Source organism: Pseudomonas sp., assembly GCF_030150285.1.
Taxonomy (GTDB): domain Bacteria; phylum Pseudomonadota; class Gammaproteobacteria; order Pseudomonadales; family Pseudomonadaceae; genus Aquipseudomonas.
On the sequence record NZ_JASLGE010000092.1, the window covers coordinates 14,016 to 35,695 of the forward strand.

Genomic DNA, 21,680 nt, shown 5'->3' on the forward strand with positions numbered 1-21,680 from the left:
ATTGGTCTTTTAAGAATCGTCTTATAGTCGGCTCTTTTGCTTGCCCTTTACACTATCGCCATGAGACTTAAGACGTATCTGCACCAGATTAACCCCATACTTTCCACCCCCCATGCGGCCCGTCGTTTATTACGTGTGTGTGCGGCGATTTTACTGCTGGGTATTCTGGGGGCGGTCTACAACTTCCTGCTGTTTACCTTCGACAATGAAATCTCCCAGCGGCGCGGTTACATGAGCACCGCCATTGCCGAAGCCCATACGTTTTTCACGACCCGCAAAGCATTACTGGAAAGTATCAGCCTGTCGGCTGCTCGCCGGGACAATGTGATTGTGGCGTCCAGTTCAGATGAAGAAACCCATCTGCGGCTGGGGCCGTCCTCTCAGACGCAGTGGAATATCTGGCTGACTCAACGCTTGCGCGACTATTTGAAGGCCAAACAGGTCAACCTGGTGTACGTCAGTACCGGGGACCATGCCGAGGTGACCCGGCTGTATAACGCCACCCCCGTCATGAGTGCATTTCCCCGGACCATTGCGCACCAGTTGCAAGCCTTGAAACAGGCCGGTGCCGCCGCCAGCGATGAACTGTGGCTGACAGAAGAAAACGGCCAGCACTCACGGCTGTATCTGTTTACCTGCCTGGATGACCGCGACCCGCAGTCCGGCTGGCTGGGGCTGGAAATGGATGCGGGTGAAGTCTCCAGAGCCTTGAGTGATCAAAGCGCTGGCGAATTCACGATGGTCAATTCCAAAGGCATGTTGCTGTTTTCCAACGGCCCGGCCGCCCCGCTGAGCGAAACCCTGTTGTCGGTGCCCGAACAGAACTATTTCGGCCTGATCGGCTCGGGCTGGTGGCCCGACCACGTTGTCATTGGAAAACAACTCAAATCGTCGGACTGGCAGCTAATTTACTCCATTGACTTGCGCTCGATCATGCTGGCCCTATGGCCTCAGTTAATCGGTGCCCTGGTGTTCTGCCTGCTCAGTATCAGCTTGGTAAGCCTGTTGACCCGCCGCCTGGAGCTGCGTTTTATCACCCCCACCATCAACCGCATCCAGGCGCTGGTCGAGAGCGAACTGTTCAGCCGCGACGTGATTCAGACGGCACCTGTTGCGCTGTGTGTGCTGCGCCGCACCGACGGTCGGGTCGTGCTGGAAAACACGCTCTGCGAATACTGGCTGGGGCACAGCGATCAACGGCAAACCCTCAGCCAGGGCTGGGTTCAACGGGCCTTCGAAAGTCTCAACCCGGCGCTCACCGATTACCTTGAAACTGCCGAGGGCCGGCATCTGTACGTAAGCTTTGCGCCCACGCGCTATAAAGGTGAAGACGTGCTGCTGTGCGCTTTCAGCGATATCAGCGCACGCACCCAGATTGAAGACACGCTGGAGCAGGCGCGGCAAACGGCCGATGCGGCCAACGAGGCCAAGACGCTGTTTCTGGCCACCATGAGCCACGAAATCCGCACGCCCCTGCATGGCGTACTGGGCACACTGGAGTTGCTGGGGCGTACTCGGCTCAACCCCCAGCAAAAAGACTACTTGCGCGCCATCGAAGGCTCCTCGGCCACCCTGTTGCAACTGATTTGCGATGTGCTGGATGTGTCGAAAATCGAGGCCGGGCAACTGGCGCTCGATCTCAGCGAGTTCTCGGTGCTGGGGCTGGCCCAGGAAGTGGTCCAGGGCTATGCCGCCGCCGCGCACAGCAAGGGCTTGCAACTGTACGCCTGCTATGACCCCGCACTGCCTGCCCGCGTCATCGGTGACGTTGTGCGGATCCGCCAGATCCTCAACAATCTGCTGAGCAACGCCGTGAAATTCACCGATGCGGGCCGAGTGGTGTTGCGCATCAGCCTGCAAAGCCGCGAAGGCGAGCGAGCCAGCCTGCTCTGGCAGGTCTCGGACACCGGCAAGGGTATCGCGCAAAACGCACAGGGCCTGATATTTGAGCCCTTCTACCAAACGCAGAGCACCATCAACAGCGTTGCGGGCACCGGCCTTGGCCTGCCCATTTGTCAACGCCTGACTCATTTGATGAACGGCACAATCCGCGTGGTCAGCGAGATGGGGCTGGGCAGCAGCTTTTCCCTCACACTGCCTCTGGAGGAACCCTCGGTCAGCGCCACGGCAAGCCCCTTGACCGGGCTGCTGCCTGAAATTATCCATGTGGTCTCACCAGTGCGTGAGCTGGCCCACTCGATGTGCGGCTGGCTTCGCAATTGGGGAGCCCGCGCGCAAATCGGCCACCCGCCCGGCCAGGGCGACACGGCGCACAGCGTACTCCTGGAGGTGCACCCCGGCCCCTTCGAACAAAGGCTCGCGCCGGAGTGGAACGGTCCGTTGGTGCTGGCCACCGGTGACGGCAGCCTGGAACCGCAGATCATGCAGGGCGGCTGGAAGGTCAGCCTCAATCACCTGCCGGCCCTCCACCAGGCAGTCTGTCAGGCACAGGGACTGCCCAGGATCCACACCTTTGGCCAGCCTGCCTGGCGAGAATTTCGCACGCTGCACCTGCATATCCTGGTGGCGGAGGATAACGTCATCAATCAGTTGATTTTGCGTGACCAACTGGAAGAACTCGGCTGCACCGTCGTGCTGGCCTGCGATGGTGAAGAGGCGCTGTCGCTGTGGCGCGACGGTCAATTCGACCTGCTGCTGACTGACGTCAACATGCCGGGGCTCAATGGTTACGAGCTGACACGTACATTACGCAGCCAGGGGTGTGAGGCTCCCATTATCGGGGCAACGGCCAACGCCATGCTCGGTGGCGAAGAACTGTGCCTGGCGGCGGGGATGAACCATTGCCTGATCAAGCCTTTTACCTTGCGGGCGTTATTTACCTACCTTGCGCCCTACGAAAGGCCCACTCATGAAGCCGTGTAGCGTTTTGATTGTCGAAGATCACCTCTTCCAGCAACGGTATGTGCAGAACCTGTTCAGCGAACTGGGGGATTTCTACGTGGAATGTGCGCAGGACGGAGCACAAGCCCTGGCCTGCCTGCGAAAGCGCCATTTCGATGTGGTATTGACCGACCTGCTCATGCCCAGCATGGATGGCGTGCAATTTATCAAGGGCCTGGCCACCTTGAACACGCGGCCGGCGCTGGCGATCATGAGTGCGGCCTCAAGGCGCATGTTAATGGCCGCAAGCCTGGTTGCACGCAATCTGCAGATCAATGTCATCGGGTTGATTTCCAAACCGGTGCGAGCCGCCGACCTGCGCCAACTGATCGACCAGTTCATGGCCTTGCAAAGGGCCACACCGTCGCCGACCGTGCCCGGGATCAATCGCGACACTGTGCTGGAAGCCCTGGACAGCCGCGCGCTACAGGCCTGGTTTCAACCCAAGAAAAACCTGGTCTACGGGCGCATCGTTGCCGCCGAAGCCCTGGCACGCTGGGTACACCCTGAGCATGGGGTACTGCTGCCCGGGGTGTTTTTACCCGCCATCAACACCTTTAATCTGCAAGAACCGTTGTTATGGCTCATGCTGGAGCAAGCAATCACGGCCCAGGCCCAATGGCGCAAGCAAGGCTATGACATTCCCGTCTCCATCAACTTGCCCACGCACCTGCTCAACAGCGACGACCTGCCCGACCGGATCTACGCGTTCGTTCTCAGCCATCAGGGGGTTCCGGCCGCCCTCTGTTTTGAACTGATGGAGTGTTCCAAACCGCAACACATCAGCAACTATTACGCAGGTGCATGCCGGTTGCGGATCAAAGGTTTCGGGCTGTCCCAGGATGATTTCGGCAAGGGTTACAGCTCTTACATCAACCTGGTGTCAACGCCATTTACCGAGCTGAAGATCGACCGGGAACTGGTTCAGGGTTGTAACGACAATGAGGAACTGGCGCAGGCCCTGATCAGCATCGTGGGCCTTGGCCGGCAACTGGGCTTGACCGTCGTGGCTGAAGGGGTAGAAACCGCACAAGAACTGGCGCTGTTGCGCCGAATCAATTGCACTCAGGTACAAGGCTTTTTAATATCAGCGGCGGTCAGCGCCACGGCGTTCCAACACCTGCTGACCCATGATGGTCCGGCTAACGCCTATTAACGGTGGGAGCCCATTGGTACAGCCTCTCAACTCTCCAGAGACGGGAATTGCACGATGAATCACCGCAATACCCTGCTCGATAAACTGGCCAGCAGCTCTCTTCGCCTGAATATCGGGCTGGCGGTGCTCTTCGGTCTCGCACTGCTGCTGATCGGGCTGTGCTACTGGGGCGTGTATCGCATGGCCCAGGAGCGAGAGGCCACCGTGAAATTCCACTTCACCCGGTTGATGGAAAATATTCGCGAACAGGACGCCTTTCTCACCACCGTGTCGCGCAAAAGCGCCGCCGGGCAATTGCTCGATTCCTACCGGGTGCCCGTGATGGTGCAACGGTCTGCGGCCGATAAAACCGGCACGGTGTATGAAGAGTTCGAGCATTCGTTTTCCCTGCCCTTTAGCGTGAAAATCAACCCGGCCAACATTGCTGCCCCGCAACACACCAAGGTTTCTTCCCTGGGGGCAAACCTGGCCAACTACTACAGCGCATTCTGGTCGGCTTCGCACTATCAGTCGCCCCAGGTGTTGCTGTTCAACCTGCCGGATAACTTTGATATCAGCGTGCCTGCTATGGGCCGCCTGCGCGGTACCCTCGCGCTTCAGCAAGACGATTTCACCCAGGTCGTCCAGCGGGTTCGGCAAAGCCTGCGCGAGAACCACCTCGAACCGTTGGACAATCAGGTGCACTGGGCACGCTACGACGCCGACCCGGATGGCAGTGGCTCTGCCAGTATTCTGGGCTATATCAACATCGACCTGTCCGCCACACCGCTGCACATTTCAGGTGCCAGCCCTTGGGTGGTGATTGCATCGCTGTTGAACCTGGATCAAGTCAACGACATTGAGCGCATCATGAAGCGCTCCACTTATGACCACTTCAGCCTGATCGCCCCTTCCGGCGAAGCGCTGGTCGGTTCTTCGGCGTGGGCTAACGGGTTGCATGAAGGGCTGAACCTGAGCCGCGACGGGCTGGTGTTTCGCGTGACCAGCCCGGGCGTGCAGCCTTGGGTCGGCCTCTATGTCATTCGCTATAAAAACTTTCTGGACTATGCCTTCTGGCCGTTGTTGGGTTTGATCGCGCTGATGCTGGCCGGGCTGGGGGGCGGCTGGGCGTTTAATCGCTGGTATCAGCGGCACGTCGTACTGCCCGCCCACCGGGCCCTTGACGAGATTGCCGAGAGCGAGGCCTTCAGCCGGGCCGTGATCGATACGGCTCCCACCGGCTTGTGCGTGGTGCGCTGCAGCGATTACACCGTGTTGCTGGAAAACCAGTTGGCCCGGCAGTCGCACGGCACCGCCAAGCTGGTGGCGGCTCTGCATCAGCAACACGATCTGGTGGAACAGGGGCACACCGACCTGGAGGTTGAGGGTCGCCACTGGCACGTGGGCTTTGTCTTTACCCGTTACCAGGGCCAGGACGCGTGGCTGTGCGCCTTTAATGATGTGACCCGGCACATCGAAGACGCCGCCACCCTGCACGAAGCGCGGCTGGCCGCCGACTCCGCCAATGAAGCCAAAACCCGATTTCTGGCAACCATGAGCCATGAAATCCGCACACCGCTGTACGGGGTGCTGGGCACTCTGGAGCTCATGGGGCTGACCACCCTGGATCAGCGCCAGCAACACTACCTGCACACCATTCAGCGGTCTTCGGCCACTTTGTTCCAGTTGATCAGCGATGTGCTGGATGTGTCGAAAATTGAATCCGGGCAAATGACCATCGACGTGCTCGACTTTTGCCCGCTGGAAATCACCGAAATGACCCTCAGCACTTACAGTGCGTTCGCCCAGGCCAAGGGCCTGCAACTGTATGCCTGCATTGATGCCGGCTTGCCAGACCGGGTGCTGGGCGATGCGTTGCGCATCCGTCAGATCCTCAACAACCTGCTGAGCAACGCGATCAAGTTCACGGACAGTGGCCGGGTCGTGCTGCGCGTTCGGGTTCTGGAACAGAACAGCGAATACAGCCACCTGGAATGGCAAGTCAGTGACTCGGGGGTGGGTATTTCCCAGGCCCAACACGTTCACCTGTTCGACCCGTTCTACCAGGTACGCGATGCCACTAGCGAAGGCGGCGCAGGCCTGGGCCTGTCCATTTGCCATCGGCTGTGCGCGTTAATGGACGGCCAGCTTCATGTGGTCAGCGAGCCAGGGCTGGGCAGCAGCTTTATCCTGCAATTGAAACTCCCCCGCGCGCCCGGAACCCTGGCCGATTGCCCACCCGTGGAGCCTCGTAGCGCCGCCGTCTATGTCCGCTCTCCCGCCCCGGAACTGACCCGGCACGTCTGCGCCTGGCTCAATCGGCTGGGCGTCGAAGCCCGCCCCTTGGGCAGCGACGGGCGCGACATCGACGACTCGACGCTGCTGGTCGACATGCTGGCAACCCGCCAACCCTGGCCAGGCCCCCGGATCAACGCGATCCCGGACGGGTGCAACCCGCCCGAATACGGCGCGGATGGCTGGGAAGTCGATGCCTATGATGTGCGGGCGATCGCCAGGGCGGTCGGTTATGCGCTACATGGCCACGACACCGCGACCGCGACCGCGCTGTCAAATACCCGGCAACCGCTCAACCTGCGGATTCTGGTGGCCGAAGACAACCCCATCAACCAGGCGATCATCAAGGAACAATTGCAGGCCCTGGGCTGCTCGGTCACGACGGCCTTCAATGGCGAACAGGCACTCGCATTGTGGTTGCCCGGCGCGTATGACCTGGTGCTGACAGACGTCAACATGCCCCTCCTCAACGGCTATGAGTTGACGCAGGCCTTGCGTCTGCATGACTGCGACTTGCCCGTGATCGGCATCACGGCCAACGCCATGCGCGAAGAAGGCGAGCGTTGCGCGGCCGTCGGCATGAACGCCTGGATGGTCAAACCGCTGAACCTGCACACGCTGCGGGCCCAACTGGTGAAATATGGCGCGCCGACCCTGGCATTGCCCGTCACCGAGGCGACCGTTGCCAGCGCCACGGGCACCGACCTGCTGCCGTTATCGGCGGCCATGCGCGCACTGTTTATCACCACCCTGCGCGATGACCTGCAAAAGACCCGGGCAGCGCTGGACAGCGGCGATGGCGGTGCTCTGGCAAACCTGATGCACAGCATGGCGGGAGCCCTGGGCGCGGTTCAGGCCTCGGTGCTGGCCACCGTGTGCGCCGATCTGGAATGCCGCCTCGCCGGGCACGACATCACCCCTCCACTGGCGCGGGAGGTACTGCACGTGCAAGCGCGTCTTGAAGCATTGCTGAACGCACAGGAGGCTTTGGACTCGTGAAGCTTCCTACCGATTCGCCTCCTCTTTCAAGGACGATGAACCATGCACAAACTTAATGTTGTTATCGCCGACGATCATCCGATTGTGCTGTTGGGTGTGCGTGAACTGGTAGAGCGCGACGGGCGCTTCGACGTGGTTGGCGAGGCGGTGTGCTCCAACGAACTGGTGCACCTGCTGACGCAGCAACCGGTGGACCTGATCATCACTGACTTCAATATGCCGGCCTTGTCCCCCTACGGCGACGGGCTAAAACTGGTGGAGTATTTGCAACGGTATTACCCCGCCGTGCAAATCCTGGTGTTGACCATGATCTCAAGCTCCCTGATCCTCACACGCCTGCATGAATTGGGCGTGGCCGGCGTGATTCAAAAAAGCCATTTGCATGAAGAAGTCGAACGCGCGCTTAACGCCATCTACTGCGGCACGCCCTATCAGAGCGCCAGGCCCACACCCACTTCGGTCATAGAGACCCACGACGCTCTGGATCAACGCTTTGCCAGCCTGTCCCCCAAGGAATACGAAATACTGCGCCTGTTTGTGGCCGGCCAGAGTGTCAGTGACATTGCCCGCGGGCAAAACAGAAGCATTAAAACCATCAGCGCCCAAAAAGTGTCGGCCATGCGCAAGCTGGAAGTGACAAGCGACCAGAGTCTGGTCGCTTATTGCCTGGCGCATCATATTTTTGGCTAGTGCGCATGGGGCTCATCGCCCAACCCCTAGAAGGTTTTCTTGAAGACTTTACCGCCCTTCATAATCAGCCCGAGGTTCTTCTCGGGATCTTCCAGAAACGCCAGGCTGTGTGTGGGATCGCCGTCAACCACCAGCAAGTCAGCCAGGGCACCGGCTTCGAGGCGGCCCAGTGTGCCCGGGTAAGGGTTGCGCGCACCCGACAGGCCCAACAAGGCAGCGTTGTGCTGCGTCGCCATGTTCAGCACGTCATGGGCCGCATAGAAACGCGTCAACTTGGCCAGTTGCCGGCCTTGGGTCACGGTTTTTTCCGGGTTGAACAGCACATCCGTGCCCCAGGCGGTCTTGATGTTGAAACGCTGCGCCATTTCATAAGCCCGCGCGGTACCTTCGGCCACCACTCGCTGGGATTCACGTCGCGCGGCGTCGGGGTAAACGTTGGCGTCTTCGTCCTGCAGGAACGGCTGAAGGCTCCACCAAATGCCGTTATCGGCCATCATGCGCACGGTGTCTTCATCCGCCAGCTGACCATGCTCAATGGATTTAACCCCCGCTCTGATGGCCCGCTGAATACTGCGAGGCGTGTACGCATGCACCAGCACATAGGTCCCCCAGTCGGCAGCGGCCTCGACTGCCATTCTCAGTTCGGCCTCCAAAAACTGTGTGCTGTCGAGCGGGTCGTGCATGGACGCCACACCGCCGCCGGCCATCAACTTGATTTGAGAAGCCCCAAGCATCAGTTGCTCGCGGGTGCGCCTGAGCACTTCGGCTTCGCCGTCTGCAATCGCGGTTGCGCCAATTTGCTCACTGAAGTTCAGGCTGTGCAGCGCGGTGCGCGGCACTTCGCTGCGCAGACGGAAGTCACCGTGGCCCGAGGTTTGAGAAATCATCGCCCCCGAGGGGTAAATACGCGGGCCATTGACAATGCCCTGATCAATGGCCCGCTTCAGAGCAAACGAAGGCCCGCCGGGGTCACGCACCGTGGTAAAGCCACGCATCAAGGTCTTTTCCGCTTCGCGCCCGGCGGTCAAATGCACAAAACCCGGATCGGCCGTCATCGCGTCCATTTGCGTGATCCCGGCCAGCGTCGTATGCCAGTGGGCATCAATCAGCCCCGGCATGACCACCCGCTGCCCACAATCAATCACCACGGCCCCGTCTACCGGCGTATTGACCGGCAACACGGCGTCAATCAGCCCGTCTTTGATCAGCAGCGTCACGCGGTCATTGAGCACCGCCGTGCCATCGAACAGGCGCATATTGGTCAACAGGATTGGCCGGGCGGCCATCTCGGTTGCACTGCCCTGCCCCGCCACCGCCGCCAGCTTCGAGCCTGGGCGCGGAGCCCCGGCAGCGTTCGCGCTGGCATAGAAGTCACGCTTGGAGAGATCCACCATCATGCGTTCGTGAAAGTGCTGTATGTCCGGCGAACTGCACGTACACGTGCCCAACGCCTCAAGTTCAACAGGGTCGTGGGGGATATAACGCAAAGAGGCAGGCATAAAACTCCCTATGAAACGTGCTTATTCAAAAAGGCCAGCATAGTTCACTTTCTTAATTCCGTTAAACAAGGCCTTGCCTACAGGCGACAGGGATCGGTTAAAAACCAGCGCGCCCAAGGCGCGCTCACCCTGAGGCGCTGCCGGTAGTGTTACCCGGGGCTCATGTACACGCATTTACTACCCGGATAACATTGACTGGCGATCACAAAGACTCGCTCAGGCTCAGAACCCACATCGCGCGGCTGCCAAGGCATTGGGAGTGCCTCGCGCACGGCATGCTCGCGCGAGCAAGCGCCGTAACACCGCTGGGGTTTATAGGCGCTTACCAAGGAACAGATATTGAACGAACACACATTGTCCATGCGCCTGGAGCATGTGGCGGCGCAGGTGCCCGCCGGTGCGCGGCTGGCAGACATCGGCTCGGATCACGGCTATTTGCCCGTGGCGCTGGTGCGCCGTGGGGCCATTCTTGCGGCAGTGGCGGGCGAGGTGGCCCTGGCACCGTTTAACGCGGCCATGCGCACCGTGCGCGAAAACAATCTGGACGCGCAGATTACCGTGCGGCGGGCCGACGGCCTGGCGGCGATTCAGGCGCCAGACGGGATCACGGCGGTGACAGTCTGCGGCATGGGGGGCGAGACCATTCGCGACATCCTCGAGCGCGGCAAGGCGCACCTGAGTGGCCGCGAGCGTCTGATTCTGCAACCCAACGGCGGCGAGCAGCCGTTACGTCAATGGCTGATGCATAACCAATACCGCATCCTTTACGAGGCGGTGCTGCGCGAACACCGGTTTGATTATGAAATCATCGTGGCCGAACGCGGTGAACCGTTGAGGTACACCGCTGAAGAGCTCTACTTCGGCCCGTTACTGCTGCAGGCCCGTAGCCAGGCCTTTTTACTCAAATGGCAGCACCGGCTGCGTTTGAAGCAACAAACCCTGGACCAGTTTGCGCAGATGGCCCGGCCGGTGCCTGAGGAAAAAGTACACGCCCTTACCCGCCAGGTTCAATGGATTAGCGCACTGCTCGCCCGCCGTGAGTGCGACCCGGCCCATTAAACGGGGCTGGGGGGCTGCGCGGTGGCCCGAGCGTCGCGGGCCGTCACGCCTTTGTCTTCCAGCAAACGCACAAAACTGCTCAGGTTGCGCGACACCGCCCCGCGCCGCCATACCAGCCAAGTGGTCAGGTAACGGAACTCGGCGGCCAGCGGCCAGATGCTGACCGTTGTGCACCCCGGCATGCTTTGCAACATGCTGCGGGGCATCAGGGCCAGCCCCGCTCCGGCGCTGACGCAAGCCAGCATGCCGTGGTAAGACTCCATTTCAAAGATTTTGCCGGGCACCGCAGCATCGGCGTTGAACCACTTTTCAAAGTGGTGACGGTACGAGCAGTTAGCCCGGAAGGCATAGATATTCTCGCCATTGACATCCGATGCACACTGAATCGGCCCATGATGGCGCGGCGCGATAACGACCATTTCTTCCTCAAACACCGGTACGCCCTCCAGCACAGGGTGCAACACCGGGCCGTCAACGAACGAAGCCACCAGCCGCCCGGAAAGCACGCCCTCGATCATGGCCCCGGACGGTCCCGTCGACAGGTCCAGGTCCACTTTGGGGTGTTGCTGGTTGTAGGCCGCCAGCAGCCCGGGGATACGCACGGCCGCCGTGCTTTCCAGCGACCCCAGGGGAAAGGCACCTTGAGGCGCTTCACCCGCCACCGTCGCCCGGGCTTCCTGCACGAGGTCGAGAATGCGCCGCGCGTAATCCAGGAAACTCCAGCCCGCCGGCGACAGGCGCAGGCGGCTTTTCTCGCGGATAAACAGATCGACGCCCAAATCCTCTTCGAGCTGCTTGATCCGCGTTGTCAGGTTGGAAGGCACCCGATGGATCCGGGCTGCGGCGGCGCTGATGCTGCCGTGGTCGACCACTGCGGTAAAAATCTCCAGTTGCACCAGATCCATAGCCATTCTCCAATCGTGAAAGAAACCCTCTTTATTATTCAGTTTAAAGAAAATATTTGCCACCCTACTCTGTGCCCATCAACTCACCCAGCAGGACGATGCCATGAGCCCGATTTCCAGCCAGACCCACGCCATCTCAATCAACCCGACCACGGGCGAACAGATTGGCCAGTACCCGTTTGAATCCGCCGAGGCGCTGGACGCCGCCCTCACACGGGCGGCCGAGGGCTTTAAAACCTGGAAACGCAAACCGCTGCAAGAGCGCTCGGCGGCAATGGTCAAGCTGGCCAGCGTGCTGCGTGAAAACGCTGAAGCCATGGCAACCATGATCACCCAGGAAATGGGCAAGCCCATCACCCAGGCCCGTGGCGAAATCGAGAAATGCGCCAAAATGTGCGAGTGGTACGCGGAAAACGGCCCGGCCATGCTGGACGCCGAACCCACCCAGGTGGAAGGCGGCAAGGCCCGCATTGAATACCGCCCGCTCGGCCCGGTTCTGGCCGTCATGCCGTGGAACTTCCCGATCTGGCAAGTGCTGCGCGGCGCGGTGCCGGTGATGCTGGCCGGCAACACCTACGTGCTCAAACACGCACCGAACGTGATGGGCAGCGCGTACCTGATTCGTGACGCCTTCATCCGCGCCGGTTTTGCCGAGGGCGTATTTGAGGTCATCAACGTCACCGCCGAGGGCGTGTCGAGCGCCATTGCCGACCCGCGCATTGCTGCTGTCACGCTGACCGGCAGCGTGCGCGCCGGTATGGCCATTGGCTCCCAGGCAGGTGCGGCACTGAAGAAGTGCGTACTGGAACTGGGCGGCTCCGACCCGTTCATTGTGCTCAATGACGCCGACCTGGACGCCGCCGTGCAAGCGGCCGTGATCGGTCGCTACCAGAACTCGGGCCAAGTCTGCGCGGCCGCCAAGCGTTTGATTATCGAAAAAGGCGTTGTCGAGGCCTTCACTCAGAAATTCGTCGAAGCCACCCGCAAGCTGGTCGTGGGCGACCCGCTGTCCAGCGCCACCTATATCGGCCCGATGGCGCGCTTCGACCTGCGCGATGAACTGGACCGCCAAGTCATCGACACCCTGGAACAAGGCGCGACGCTGCTGCTCGGCGGTGGCAAGGCACAAGGGCCGGGCAACTTCTATGAGCCCACGGTGCTGGCCAATGTGACTGAAACAATGACCGCATTTAAACAGGAGTTGTTCGGCCCGGTGGCATCGATCATCACCGCCGACGACTGCGCCCATGCCGTGGCGTTGGCCAACAACAGCGATTTCGGCCTGACAGCCACGATCTACACGGCCAACGTCGACCTGGCCCAGCAACTGACCGCTGAGCTGGAAACCGGCGGCGTGTTTATCAACGGCTACTCGGCCAGCGATCCCCGCGTATCGTTCGGCGGCGTGAAGAAAAGCGGTTTTGGCCGTGAGCTGTCGCACTTTGGCGTACGCGAATTCTGCAACGCACAAACCGTGTGGCTGGACCGTCACTGATTGAACCCGCAACCCTGAACACCCTGTGACTGTTCACCCTGCCGGGCTCAACCCGGCGGGGTGTTTTTTTTGGGCGTTCGTGGGCCTGTGGGCCCGCACCCATACAGGGCGCGAGCGTTGGCTCAATCCTCCAGCAAGTTGCCCCTCAAGGTTGTGCTGCTGTAGCGCTCGCGCAAGCGGCCGCGACGCTGAAGCTCCGGCGATACCCAGTCGGCAAACTCTTCAAAGCAACCCGGCGTGTAGGTGGCCGCAAGCATGAAGCCATCAGCACCGCCGTCGTCCATGTAGTGCTCGATCTGGTCGGCAATGTCCACCGCCGTGCCAACCGCAACCGGCATGCCCATGCCCATCGCGTAGATCAACGCTGCTTCGCGTACTGTCACCGGTGCGCCGCCCTTGGCGTAGATGATCGATTCAAACAGGCCCTGAATGCCTGGAATGGCAATGTCCTGCACGATGTCATCCAACGAATACGTGGAAAAATCCGGACCAAAATGCCCGGAAATCCACGCCAACGCGCCTTCCAGCGGAATATTGGCTTTCAGTTGCTCGTACTTGTCCTCGGCTTCGCTGCGCGTGCGGCCCACCACCGTTTGCAAGCCGTAAATCAGTTTCACGCCCTTGGCCGAACGCCCGAACTTGCCTTCACGTTCACGCATGTCGTCGTGGTATTCACGCATGCGTTTCACGTTGGGATGCACGGCGAAAATAGCCTCGGCATGCTGGGCCGCAAAGTCCCGCCCGCGATCCGATGACCCGGCCTGCCACAGCACCGGCCGCCCTTGGGGCGAAGGGCTGACAAAGGGCCGCGCACGGGAACTGAAGTAGCGCCCCTGGTGAATCACTTCCTTGATTTTGGCAGGGTCGGCATAAATGCCGCTGGCCTTGTCCGCGATAATCGCGCCCGGCTCCCAGGCGTCCCAGTACTTGTAGCAAAGCTCCAGGTACTCCTGCATTTTCTCGTAGCGGTCTTCGCGCTGGCTCATGTCAGCACCGTAAGCGTCCCACTCGCTTTTCGAATAGGAACTGACGACGTTCCATGCCACGCGCCCTTGCGACAAGTGATCCAAGCTCGACAGCCGCCGTACCAGCGAATACGGGTGTTCGAACGCGGTAGACAGGGTCACGCCGATACCCAGATGGCGTGTTGCACGCGCCATGATCGGCACCAAGGTGGACGGCTCATGCGTGGGGAATTGCACCGCGTACTTCACAGTGGCATCAGAGCTGCCTTCGTAGTTGTTGTACGGGGCCAGCTCATCGGCGATAAACGCGCCGGTGAAAAAGCCGCGCTCCATGGTCCGCGCCATGTGTTCCCAGTAGGCCGGCGTGCGCCAGTCCCAGTTGACCTTGTCTTGCGCATGCCGCCACATCCCGGTGGCGTGGCTGTTCACGCCGTGCTGGATAAAGCCCAGCAACTGCGCTTTGGATTTTACGTTGGCCATTGTGTTTACACCTTAAAGGACAGAAAGGGGTGGCCGCTCAGTTGAGCAATGCCCGCTGACGCTCGCGTTCACGCACGAGCGGGATGACGTCACGGCCGAATTCCAGCAACTCATCGTCGTAATGCAGAAACCCCACCAGCACCATGTCCACGCCCACGGCCTGCAACGCGTCAATACGCTCGGCAATCTGCTCGGGCGTGCCGATCAGGCCGGTTTTGAAGCCGTCGTTGAACTGAATCAGGTCCTCAAAACTGGAGTCGACCCACATGCCTTTTTTATCCGCCGTCGACTGGCCCGCCTGGCGCACATTACGGCGAAAACGCTCTACCACGTCGGTGTCGGCATGCTCGATGATCGACGCCAGCACCTGCCGCGCCTCGTCCTCCGTCGGCCGGGCAATGACGAATGCGTTAACCGCAAACTGCACCGTGCGCCCTTGCTCAGTGGCCAGGGCGCGCACGTCGGCCACGTGTTCAGCGATGGCCGACAACGGCGCACCGTTCATAAAGTAGTAATCGCTGTGCCGGGCCGCCATTTGCCGTGCCGCAGCGGAATTGCCGCCCTGAAACACCGCAATGGCACCCTCCCGTGCAGGTTTTGGGCGAAAGTCGGCCTCGCGAACCCGGAAGAAGTCACCGGCAAAGTTCGCCTTGCCTTCAGCCCACGTTGCCCGCAGCACCTGGATAAATTCCTCGGTGCGACGGTAACGCTCGCCATGCTCAAGCCAGGGTTCGCCGAGGGCGGTGTATTCGTCTTTCAACCAACCACTGACCACATTGATCGCCGCCCGCCCCTGGCTGATTTCATCCAGGGTGATGAGTTGTTTGGCCACCACCGCCGGATGGGCCAGGCCCGTCGCAACCGCGACGATGGGCACCAGGGTTTCAGTGGTGGCGGCGATAGCGGCAGCCATGACCATGGAATCGTAAGTGCCTTCATCCCCTTCCAGCGACGAGACAAACCGTGTCGCCAACAAGCTGTAGGTGAAACCATGCTGTTCGGCGATGCGCGCATAGCGCTGGTTCGCCGCAAAGCTGCCACCGGTACGGTTGGCAATGCGCGTGGCGACCAGCGAGGTGCCCAGGTTCGGGGCCCAGTAGCCAAATTCAATCGCCATGTTCAGCCCTCATCCGCCGAGCGCTGCTCGATGATAAACGCGATGATCACGCCCACGGCCGCCGCAAGGCCGGCAAAGGGCACCAGGTACCAAAAGATCGGCGCAACGGTGAGCAGGTAAATCAGCACGATCGAGCCGATGATGCTGTTGAGTACCTTGAAGTTGATACGCGTGTAGGACGCCCAGTCGTAAGACTCTTCAGCGGCGCTGTCCATTTCTCGCGACGCGCGCTGAATGCCGTCAAACACGTAATACAGATAAACCACCGAGATCAGCACAGCGAGCAGCGCCGCAACTATGGCGTAAGTCATGGGAATGGACTCCGTAGGGTTCAGGAAGCGTTGCTGATGCGTTGGTCAACGTCGTTATTGGCTTCAAGTTGCCGGGCGTAGGCCTGGAAATCGAAGGTTCGCGTGTTCAACAACCCCAGGGTGATGGGCACGATGGCGCTGACACCGGTGATGGTCAGAATGCCCGCCAGTTCGCCGTAGAAGTAGCGCACGCTCATGCCAATGGCCACCGCCAGAATGATCCCCCAACTGAAGCCCGCCGCCGTGGTGCGACGCCAGGTGATCGCCAATAACAACGGCACCAGAATCGAAGCATTCAGCGATTGCGCCAGGAGCACCAGGCTGACGAAGTCCCAACCAGACATCACGATGATCCCGGCCACAATGCCGAACAGCACGATGCTCAACTTGGTCAAGGTGAACAGGGCTTTGCCGCCCAGGCGTGGAAACAGCGGCATCAACACGTTCACCGACACCAGTGAAGAAATCGCCGAGAACGCGCCGTCAATGCTCGAATAACTGCAGTTGAGTACCACAAACACGTACAGCGCGACGATCACAGCCGGCAAGCCGATATGGGAGATGATGTACGGGCCGATGGAAGCTGAGTCGCCGCCAATGTCCGCCAGGCTGACGCCGTAGCCCAGGCCGATCAGCCCCAAAATGCCGGCGATGATCGGGATCGGATAAAACAGTGCACCGCCCCAGATAAAGGTGCGCGACAGGTGGCGCGGCTTCACCGCCCAGGCTTTCTGCCAGAAGCTCTGGTCCGACACGGAAGCGCCCAGCAGGCCCAGCGCCAGCGTCAGGCCGAACGCAGCGGCGGCTTCATGATTGAAAATGCTCAAGTACTCGGGGTTCTTGCTGGCCAGCGAATCGAACACCCACTCCGGGCCGCCGATGGTTGCCAGGGCGAACAGCACAATCACGGCCAGCGGCACCAGGATCAACAAGGTATTGATGGTGCCGGTGATGGCCGACGTCCACAGGCCGCCCAGGTACGAATACACCGTGACAATCACCAGCACCACCGCCAGCACGGCCGCCGGTTTCAGGTCGAACACCGCGCTGGTGACCAGCACCGTGCCCTTGAGGTTGATCAGGATCGAGAACAGCAGCGCCAACAACATGATCACGGTGGCGATGGCCGCTGCGAAACCGGATGACAGCCGGCTACGGATGTAATCGGGAATGGTGTAACCGTTGGGCACCACTTTGCGCAGGCGCAAGGCCAGCGGGGCAAGCAAAATAATGGCAATCCCGTTGGGAATGGTGAACCACAGCAGCCCGGACAAGCCCCAGGTGTAAGCAGACGCCGCCGACATCACAATGGCCATGGACCAGGTCCACACCGCAATCACCGCACCCACACTGAAACCCAAGCCGACCTTGCGGTTGGCGATGATGTAATCCTTAGTGTTGCGCACCAGTTTCAAACGAACGGTGATCGCAATAATCGTCAGGAATATCCCTAATCCGACAATAAGCGCCCACCCAAGGGTGGGTGAAAGAAATTGAGTTTCCTGAAGCATGATGTTTACTCAGTGGCGCCCCAACGAAGTTCCAGATGCGGAACAGTGAGCGGCAAGTATGCTCAGCCCTTACATCACCTCAAAGTAACGTTTAACACTATCGTTATATTGATTTACAAACATGAACTTCAATGGGCACATTATTTATAAGGCTTCTTTTTATTCCACCTTTCCATTAATAAACAGCCACGCGCACGCCTTCAGACGGGGGCTGAATACCAATAAAAAGATACGTACTGCATCAAGATTCATGCCGGCACGAGTGCGCTCGCAGCCTTTTAAAACATCAAAAGATCACGAGCGCGCTCGCGCCGACCATCACTTTAAAGTTGGCGTCAGTGACACTACACTTCCATAACAGGCAAACTTGCTACAGCAAACGATTTAACCGCTTAACGAACTTCAAACTTCTCCAACACTTCCGGCAACGGATCAAGGCCAAGTCCCGGCCCTGTCGGAACCGTCAAGTAACCGTCCACCGGGGTCATCGCCGGGCCGTACAGTTCCACATCAAAGTCACAATACAAACGCTCGAACACCGGCAAGGTGCGGGTCGCTGCCTGCAGGTGCAACGTGGCGACCTGGCCAGGGCCAAACAATGCACAGTGCGGTACAAATTCCACCGCACTGGCCTCGCACAGGCTGCGAATTTTCAGCAGCTCCGTCACCCCGCCGGTTTTGGCCACGTCCGGTTGTGCGATATCAATGGCCCCCAGGTCGATCATGGCTTTGAAGTCGTACAGGCTGCCGGCGTTCTCTCCGGCGGCAATGCGCTGCAACCCCCGCTGACGAATCGCCGCCAGGCCTGCGTAGTTTTCCGGCGGCCACACCGGCTCTTCAAACCAGAGCAACTCCAGGTCAGCCAGGCGCTCGCAGATGTTCAAGGCCTGAGGCACCGTCCATGGGCAGTTGGTGTCGAGCATCACTTGGGCCTTGCCCTGCGCCGCGTTGCAGGCCGCACGGATGATCACGGGGTCGATTTCATGCAATTTGATATAGCGGTAACCCCGCTCGATGGTCTGCGCCACCACCCGCTCCACTTCCTGGCTGGAACCGTAGCGCAACAGGCTGGCGTACACCGGCAGGCGCTCGGCACATGCGCCGCCGAGCAACTCCGCCAAGGGCTGGCCCGCACGCTTGCCCAGCAGGTCCCACAAGGCGATGTCCACAGCGCTAATGCCATACATGATGGAACCGACACGGCCAAAGTTATGCAGGTTGAATTCCAGATCATGCTTGATTGCGCTGATCTGGCGCGCATCCCGGCCCACCACCAACGGCAAGACCCGGGTGTCGATCAGGGCCTTTAGCGCTCGGTCTTCACTGCGGGAAAACGCTTCGCCCCACCCCACCAGGCCGTCTTCGGTTTCCAGACGCACAAGCAGGGTGTCGAATTGGTTGGGCGGCACACCGCCCCAGCTCCACGGCGGTGTGCCGTCCAGCTGGAAAGGCAGCGACAACAGGATGGTTTCAGCTTTTACGATACGCATGAGAAACAGGCCTCAGACAAAAGGGCGATTACACCGTGTGATGGGGAAGCCACAGCGACAGCTGCGGGAAAAACGTCAGCAGCATCAGAATCACTGCGTAAGCGACCATGAACGGGCCGAGTTCAGCGGTCAGCCGGCTGGATGGAATCTTGGCCACGGCGCTGGTGACAAACAGCAACCCGCCCACCGGCGGCGTCACCATGCCCATCGACAGGTTGACGATGACAATCATGGCGAAATGCAGGGGGTCGATGCCCAGCGCGGCGCTGACCGGGGCCAGTATCGGTACCAGCACCATCACTCCCGGCACCGGTTCGATAAACACCCCCGCCAGTAGCAACAGCAGGTTGACCCCGAGCAAAAACGCGATAGGGGAAAGCTCCAGCGCAATCAAGGCGGCGGCCAGGCTGTTGGGTACCCGTTCGATGGTCAGCACCCACGAGAACACCGAGGTGGCCGCGATCATCAACAACACCGAGCCCGTCAGTTGCCCGGCCCGTGCCAGGATGCCCGGCAGTTGCCCCCACGCCAGGCTGCGGTAAATCCAGCGGCCGCACACCAGTGCATAGAACACGGCGATCACTGACGCCTCAGTGGGGGTGAATACGCCGCCACGGATACCCAGCAGGATCAACAGAATCAGGCCCAGCGCCGGAATGGCCTTGAGCGAGTTGATGACCATTTCGCGACGCCCCGGCCGTGGCAAGCTCGACACATACCCACGGCGACGGCATACGTAAAAGTTCACCGCCGCCATGCCCAAGGCAATCACCAGCCCCGGCACCACGCCTGCCATAAACAAGCCACGAACGGTCAGCGCGGTGTCCTGCATGGCATAAATAATCATCACCAGCGACGGGGGAATGACCACGCCCAAAATCGAGGTGCTGGCGGTTAACGCGGCGGCATACCCCTTGTCATACCCCCCACGCTCCATCATGCGGATCATCATGGCGCCGGGCCCCGCTGCATCGGCCAACGCAGAGCCGGAAATACCGGAAAACAGGGTCAGGCTGCCAATATTGCTGTAACCCAGGCCGCCGCGAAAATGGCCGATGAACTGGCTACTGAACACCAATAGAACCCGGGTCAACGACCCGCCCGTCATCAGCTCAGAGGCCAATACAAAGAACGGCACCGCCATCAACGGGAAACTGTCGATCCCGGTGAACAGCTCCTTGATCACGACCAGCATCGGGTAATGCGTGCCAAAGCCGATAGCCAGCAGGCACGAACCGATCAGCGCGAAGCTCACCGGTGTACCAATGGCAAGAAACACACACAGGCTAATCAGCAAAATCATACTGGCGAGGGTCACGGTTGCGCCCTCCCCGGTAATGGCTCATCGGCCGAGGCGTCCGGGTCAGGGAACCAGTTGCCACGCAGCAACCGGCCAAAATCCAGAACAATCAGTGTCGCCATCAAGCCCATCCCCAGCGGAATGCCCAGGTACACCAGGCCGAACGGGATACGCAGGGTTGGTGTGACCTGCACCTGGGTCATCCACGCATAACGCACGCCGTAGTAGCTCAGCACTGCGCAGCACACCAGGATCAAGGCCAGGTTGAACAGGTTGAACCACCGCGCCACGCGCTCCGGGAGCTTACGGTTCAAGTAATCGATGCAGATGTGCCCGCCCTGGCGCATGACCACCCCGCTGGACAGGAACGTCAGCCAGATCATCAGGTAGCGGGCCGTTTCTTCGGCCCACGGGAGGGAACTGCCCACGGCATAGCGCAGCACCACGTTGGCGAAGATCAGCACCGTCATAAGGCCCAGCACGCCGATCACCAGATAACGAATGACCCCGGCAATCCGTTCTGCTAGCCGGCTGCCGGTGTCCCATGACGAGTCGGTCATTTTACGGCCCGAATACGGTCAATGGCGCCCTGGCCGAATTGCTTGGCGTAAGTCTCATAAGCGGGTTGTAGCGCTTGCTCGAAGGCCTCTTTATCGATATCGCTGACCACCTGCAGACCTTCCTTCTGCATCTGCGCGATCCCTTGCTGTTCAATGCGCTCGATCTCGTCGCGCTGGGCGTCACGCGCCGCGATGACCGCTTGCTGAATCAACGCTTGATCTGCAGGGGTCAGGCTGTTCCAGAAACTCGGGGACGCGATCTGAACGGTGGCGGTATAGAAATGCCCGGTCAGCGACATGTACTTCTGCACCTGATACAGCTTGGAGGTCACCATCACTGAAATGGGGTTTTCCTGGCCATCTACCGCGCCCTGCTCCAGCGCGCCGTACAGCTCGGGGAACGACATGGGCGTGGGCGATGCACCCAATGTGCGGAAGGCCAGGAGGTGCGTGTTGTTCTCCAGCGTGCGGATCTTCAAACCGCGCAAATCTTCAGGCGTCTTCACCGGGTGCTTGTTGTTGGTGATATGGCGAAAACCGTTCTCACCCCACGCCAGGCCAACAAGGCCGCGTTCGGTCATTTTGTCCAGCAGTTCCTGGCCGATCGGGCCTTGAAGCACGGCCCGCATGTGCGGGGTATCGCGGAACAGGAAAGGGATATCGATGATGCCCGCTTCAGGCACGAAATTGGCCAGCGGACCATTGCCGCTGAGCATGATTTCCAGGGTGCCGAGCTGGATCGCCTCGAGCATTTCTCGCTCGCCTCCCAGGGCTGAAGCCGGGAACTGCTCGACCTCAAAGCGACCGTTACTGAGGCGGGTAACTTCTTTGGCGAAGGTGTCACCGGCCACACCGAAGTGCGAATTGGCGGGGTTGGCATAGCCGTACTTGATTTTGATCGGATCGGCGGAGGCGCTAAATGCGATTCCCATAGACAACACGATGCTGAGCGCTGCGCGAGCGAACAT

Annotated in this window: 16 protein-coding genes; 6 read left to right on the forward strand and 10 right to left on the reverse strand. The window is 60.2% G+C overall.

Annotation, left to right across the window (positions count from 1 at the left end):
- Window positions 1–60 precede the first annotated feature (60 nt).
- Genes Q1W15_RS21530 through Q1W15_RS21545 form a run of 4 tightly spaced genes read left to right on the forward strand, consistent with a single transcriptional unit; the run spans window position 61 to window position 8,020 of the window.
- Entirely contained in the window at window positions 61–2,883 is a 2,823-nt protein-coding gene (locus Q1W15_RS21530) for an ATP-binding protein (protein WP_300732148.1), read from the forward strand.
- Window positions 2,870–4,057 (forward strand): EAL domain-containing protein, encoded by a 1,188-nt coding sequence (locus tag Q1W15_RS21535; RefSeq protein WP_300732151.1) that lies wholly within the window; start codon window positions 2,870–2,872, stop codon window positions 4,055–4,057. The genes Q1W15_RS21530 and Q1W15_RS21535 overlap by 14 nt, the downstream gene beginning before the upstream one ends.
- Window positions 4,058–4,111: 54 nt before the next feature.
- Window positions 4,112–7,330, forward strand: coding sequence for a hybrid sensor histidine kinase/response regulator (locus tag Q1W15_RS21540; RefSeq protein WP_300732154.1), 3,219 nt, complete (start codon window positions 4,112–4,114; stop codon window positions 7,328–7,330).
- Between the two features lie 42 nt (window positions 7,331–7,372).
- On the forward strand, window positions 7,373–8,020 hold the full coding sequence (locus Q1W15_RS21545; RefSeq protein ID WP_300732156.1) for a response regulator: 648 nt from the start codon (window positions 7,373–7,375) through the stop codon (window positions 8,018–8,020).
- 26 nt (window positions 8,021–8,046) lie between these two features.
- Here the strand turns inward: Q1W15_RS21545 and Q1W15_RS21550 are convergent, their stop codons facing one another.
- Window positions 8,047–9,519, reverse strand: coding sequence for an amidohydrolase family protein (locus Q1W15_RS21550; RefSeq protein WP_300732160.1), 1,473 nt, complete (start codon window positions 9,517–9,519; stop codon window positions 8,047–8,049).
- A gap of 339 nt (window positions 9,520–9,858) precedes the next feature.
- Here Q1W15_RS21550 and Q1W15_RS21555 point away from each other — a divergent pair, with 339 nt between their 5' ends.
- Window positions 9,859–10,578 carry a tRNA (adenine(22)-N(1))-methyltransferase TrmK gene (locus Q1W15_RS21555; protein WP_300732163.1) on the forward strand — a complete coding sequence of 240 codons (720 nt, stop codon included), beginning with the start codon at window positions 9,859–9,861 and terminating at the stop codon, window positions 10,576–10,578.
- Here Q1W15_RS21555 and Q1W15_RS21560 read toward each other — a convergent pair.
- Window positions 10,575–11,483: a LysR family transcriptional regulator gene (locus Q1W15_RS21560; RefSeq protein WP_300732269.1), complete on the reverse strand. Its 909-nt coding sequence runs from the start codon at window positions 11,481–11,483 to the stop codon at window positions 10,575–10,577. The genes Q1W15_RS21555 and Q1W15_RS21560 overlap by 4 nt on opposite strands.
- A 103-nt stretch (window positions 11,484–11,586) precedes the next feature.
- Here Q1W15_RS21560 and Q1W15_RS21565 point away from each other — a divergent pair, with 103 nt between their 5' ends.
- The gene (locus tag Q1W15_RS21565) at window positions 11,587–12,978 is read left to right on the forward strand and encodes an aldehyde dehydrogenase family protein (protein ID WP_300732166.1); all 1,392 of its coding nucleotides are present in this window, start codon (window positions 11,587–11,589) and stop codon (window positions 12,976–12,978) included.
- A 122-nt stretch (window positions 12,979–13,100) separates the two neighbouring features.
- On the opposite strand, the gene Q1W15_RS21570 is transcribed toward Q1W15_RS21565, so the two are convergent.
- From Q1W15_RS21570 to Q1W15_RS21605, 8 genes are all read right to left on the reverse strand, one after another.
- A complete protein-coding gene (locus Q1W15_RS21570; RefSeq protein WP_300732169.1) occupies window positions 13,101–14,423 on the reverse strand; it encodes an NtaA/DmoA family FMN-dependent monooxygenase in 1,323 nt (440 codons plus the stop codon).
- Between the two features lie 37 nt (window positions 14,424–14,460).
- Window positions 14,461–15,540: a dimethylsulfone monooxygenase SfnG gene (sfnG, locus tag Q1W15_RS21575; protein WP_300732172.1), complete on the reverse strand. Its 1,080-nt coding sequence runs from the start codon at window positions 15,538–15,540 to the stop codon at window positions 14,461–14,463.
- 2 nt (window positions 15,541–15,542) lie between these two features.
- A complete protein-coding gene (locus tag Q1W15_RS21580; protein WP_300732175.1) occupies window positions 15,543–15,851 on the reverse strand; it encodes a hypothetical protein in 309 nt (102 codons plus the stop codon).
- 20 nt (window positions 15,852–15,871) lie between these two features.
- A complete protein-coding gene (locus Q1W15_RS21585; protein ID WP_300732177.1) occupies window positions 15,872–17,362 on the reverse strand; it encodes a sodium:solute symporter in 1,491 nt (496 codons plus the stop codon).
- 392 nt (window positions 17,363–17,754) lie between these two features.
- Window positions 17,755–18,852, reverse strand: a complete 1,098-nt coding sequence (locus tag Q1W15_RS21590) for a mandelate racemase/muconate lactonizing enzyme family protein (RefSeq protein WP_300732180.1) — start codon at window positions 18,850–18,852, stop codon at window positions 17,755–17,757.
- Window positions 18,853–18,880: 28 nt separating this feature from the next.
- Window positions 18,881–20,170, reverse strand: a complete 1,290-nt coding sequence (locus Q1W15_RS21595) for a TRAP transporter large permease (protein WP_300732182.1) — start codon at window positions 20,168–20,170, stop codon at window positions 18,881–18,883.
- Window positions 20,167–20,712 (reverse strand): TRAP transporter small permease, encoded by a 546-nt coding sequence (locus Q1W15_RS21600; protein ID WP_300732185.1) that lies wholly within the window; start codon window positions 20,710–20,712, stop codon window positions 20,167–20,169. Before Q1W15_RS21600 ends, Q1W15_RS21595 begins: the two co-directional genes overlap by 4 nt.
- On the reverse strand, window positions 20,709–21,680 hold the full coding sequence (locus tag Q1W15_RS21605; RefSeq protein ID WP_300732187.1) for a TRAP transporter substrate-binding protein: 972 nt from the start codon (window positions 21,678–21,680) through the stop codon (window positions 20,709–20,711). Before Q1W15_RS21605 ends, Q1W15_RS21600 begins: the two co-directional genes overlap by 4 nt.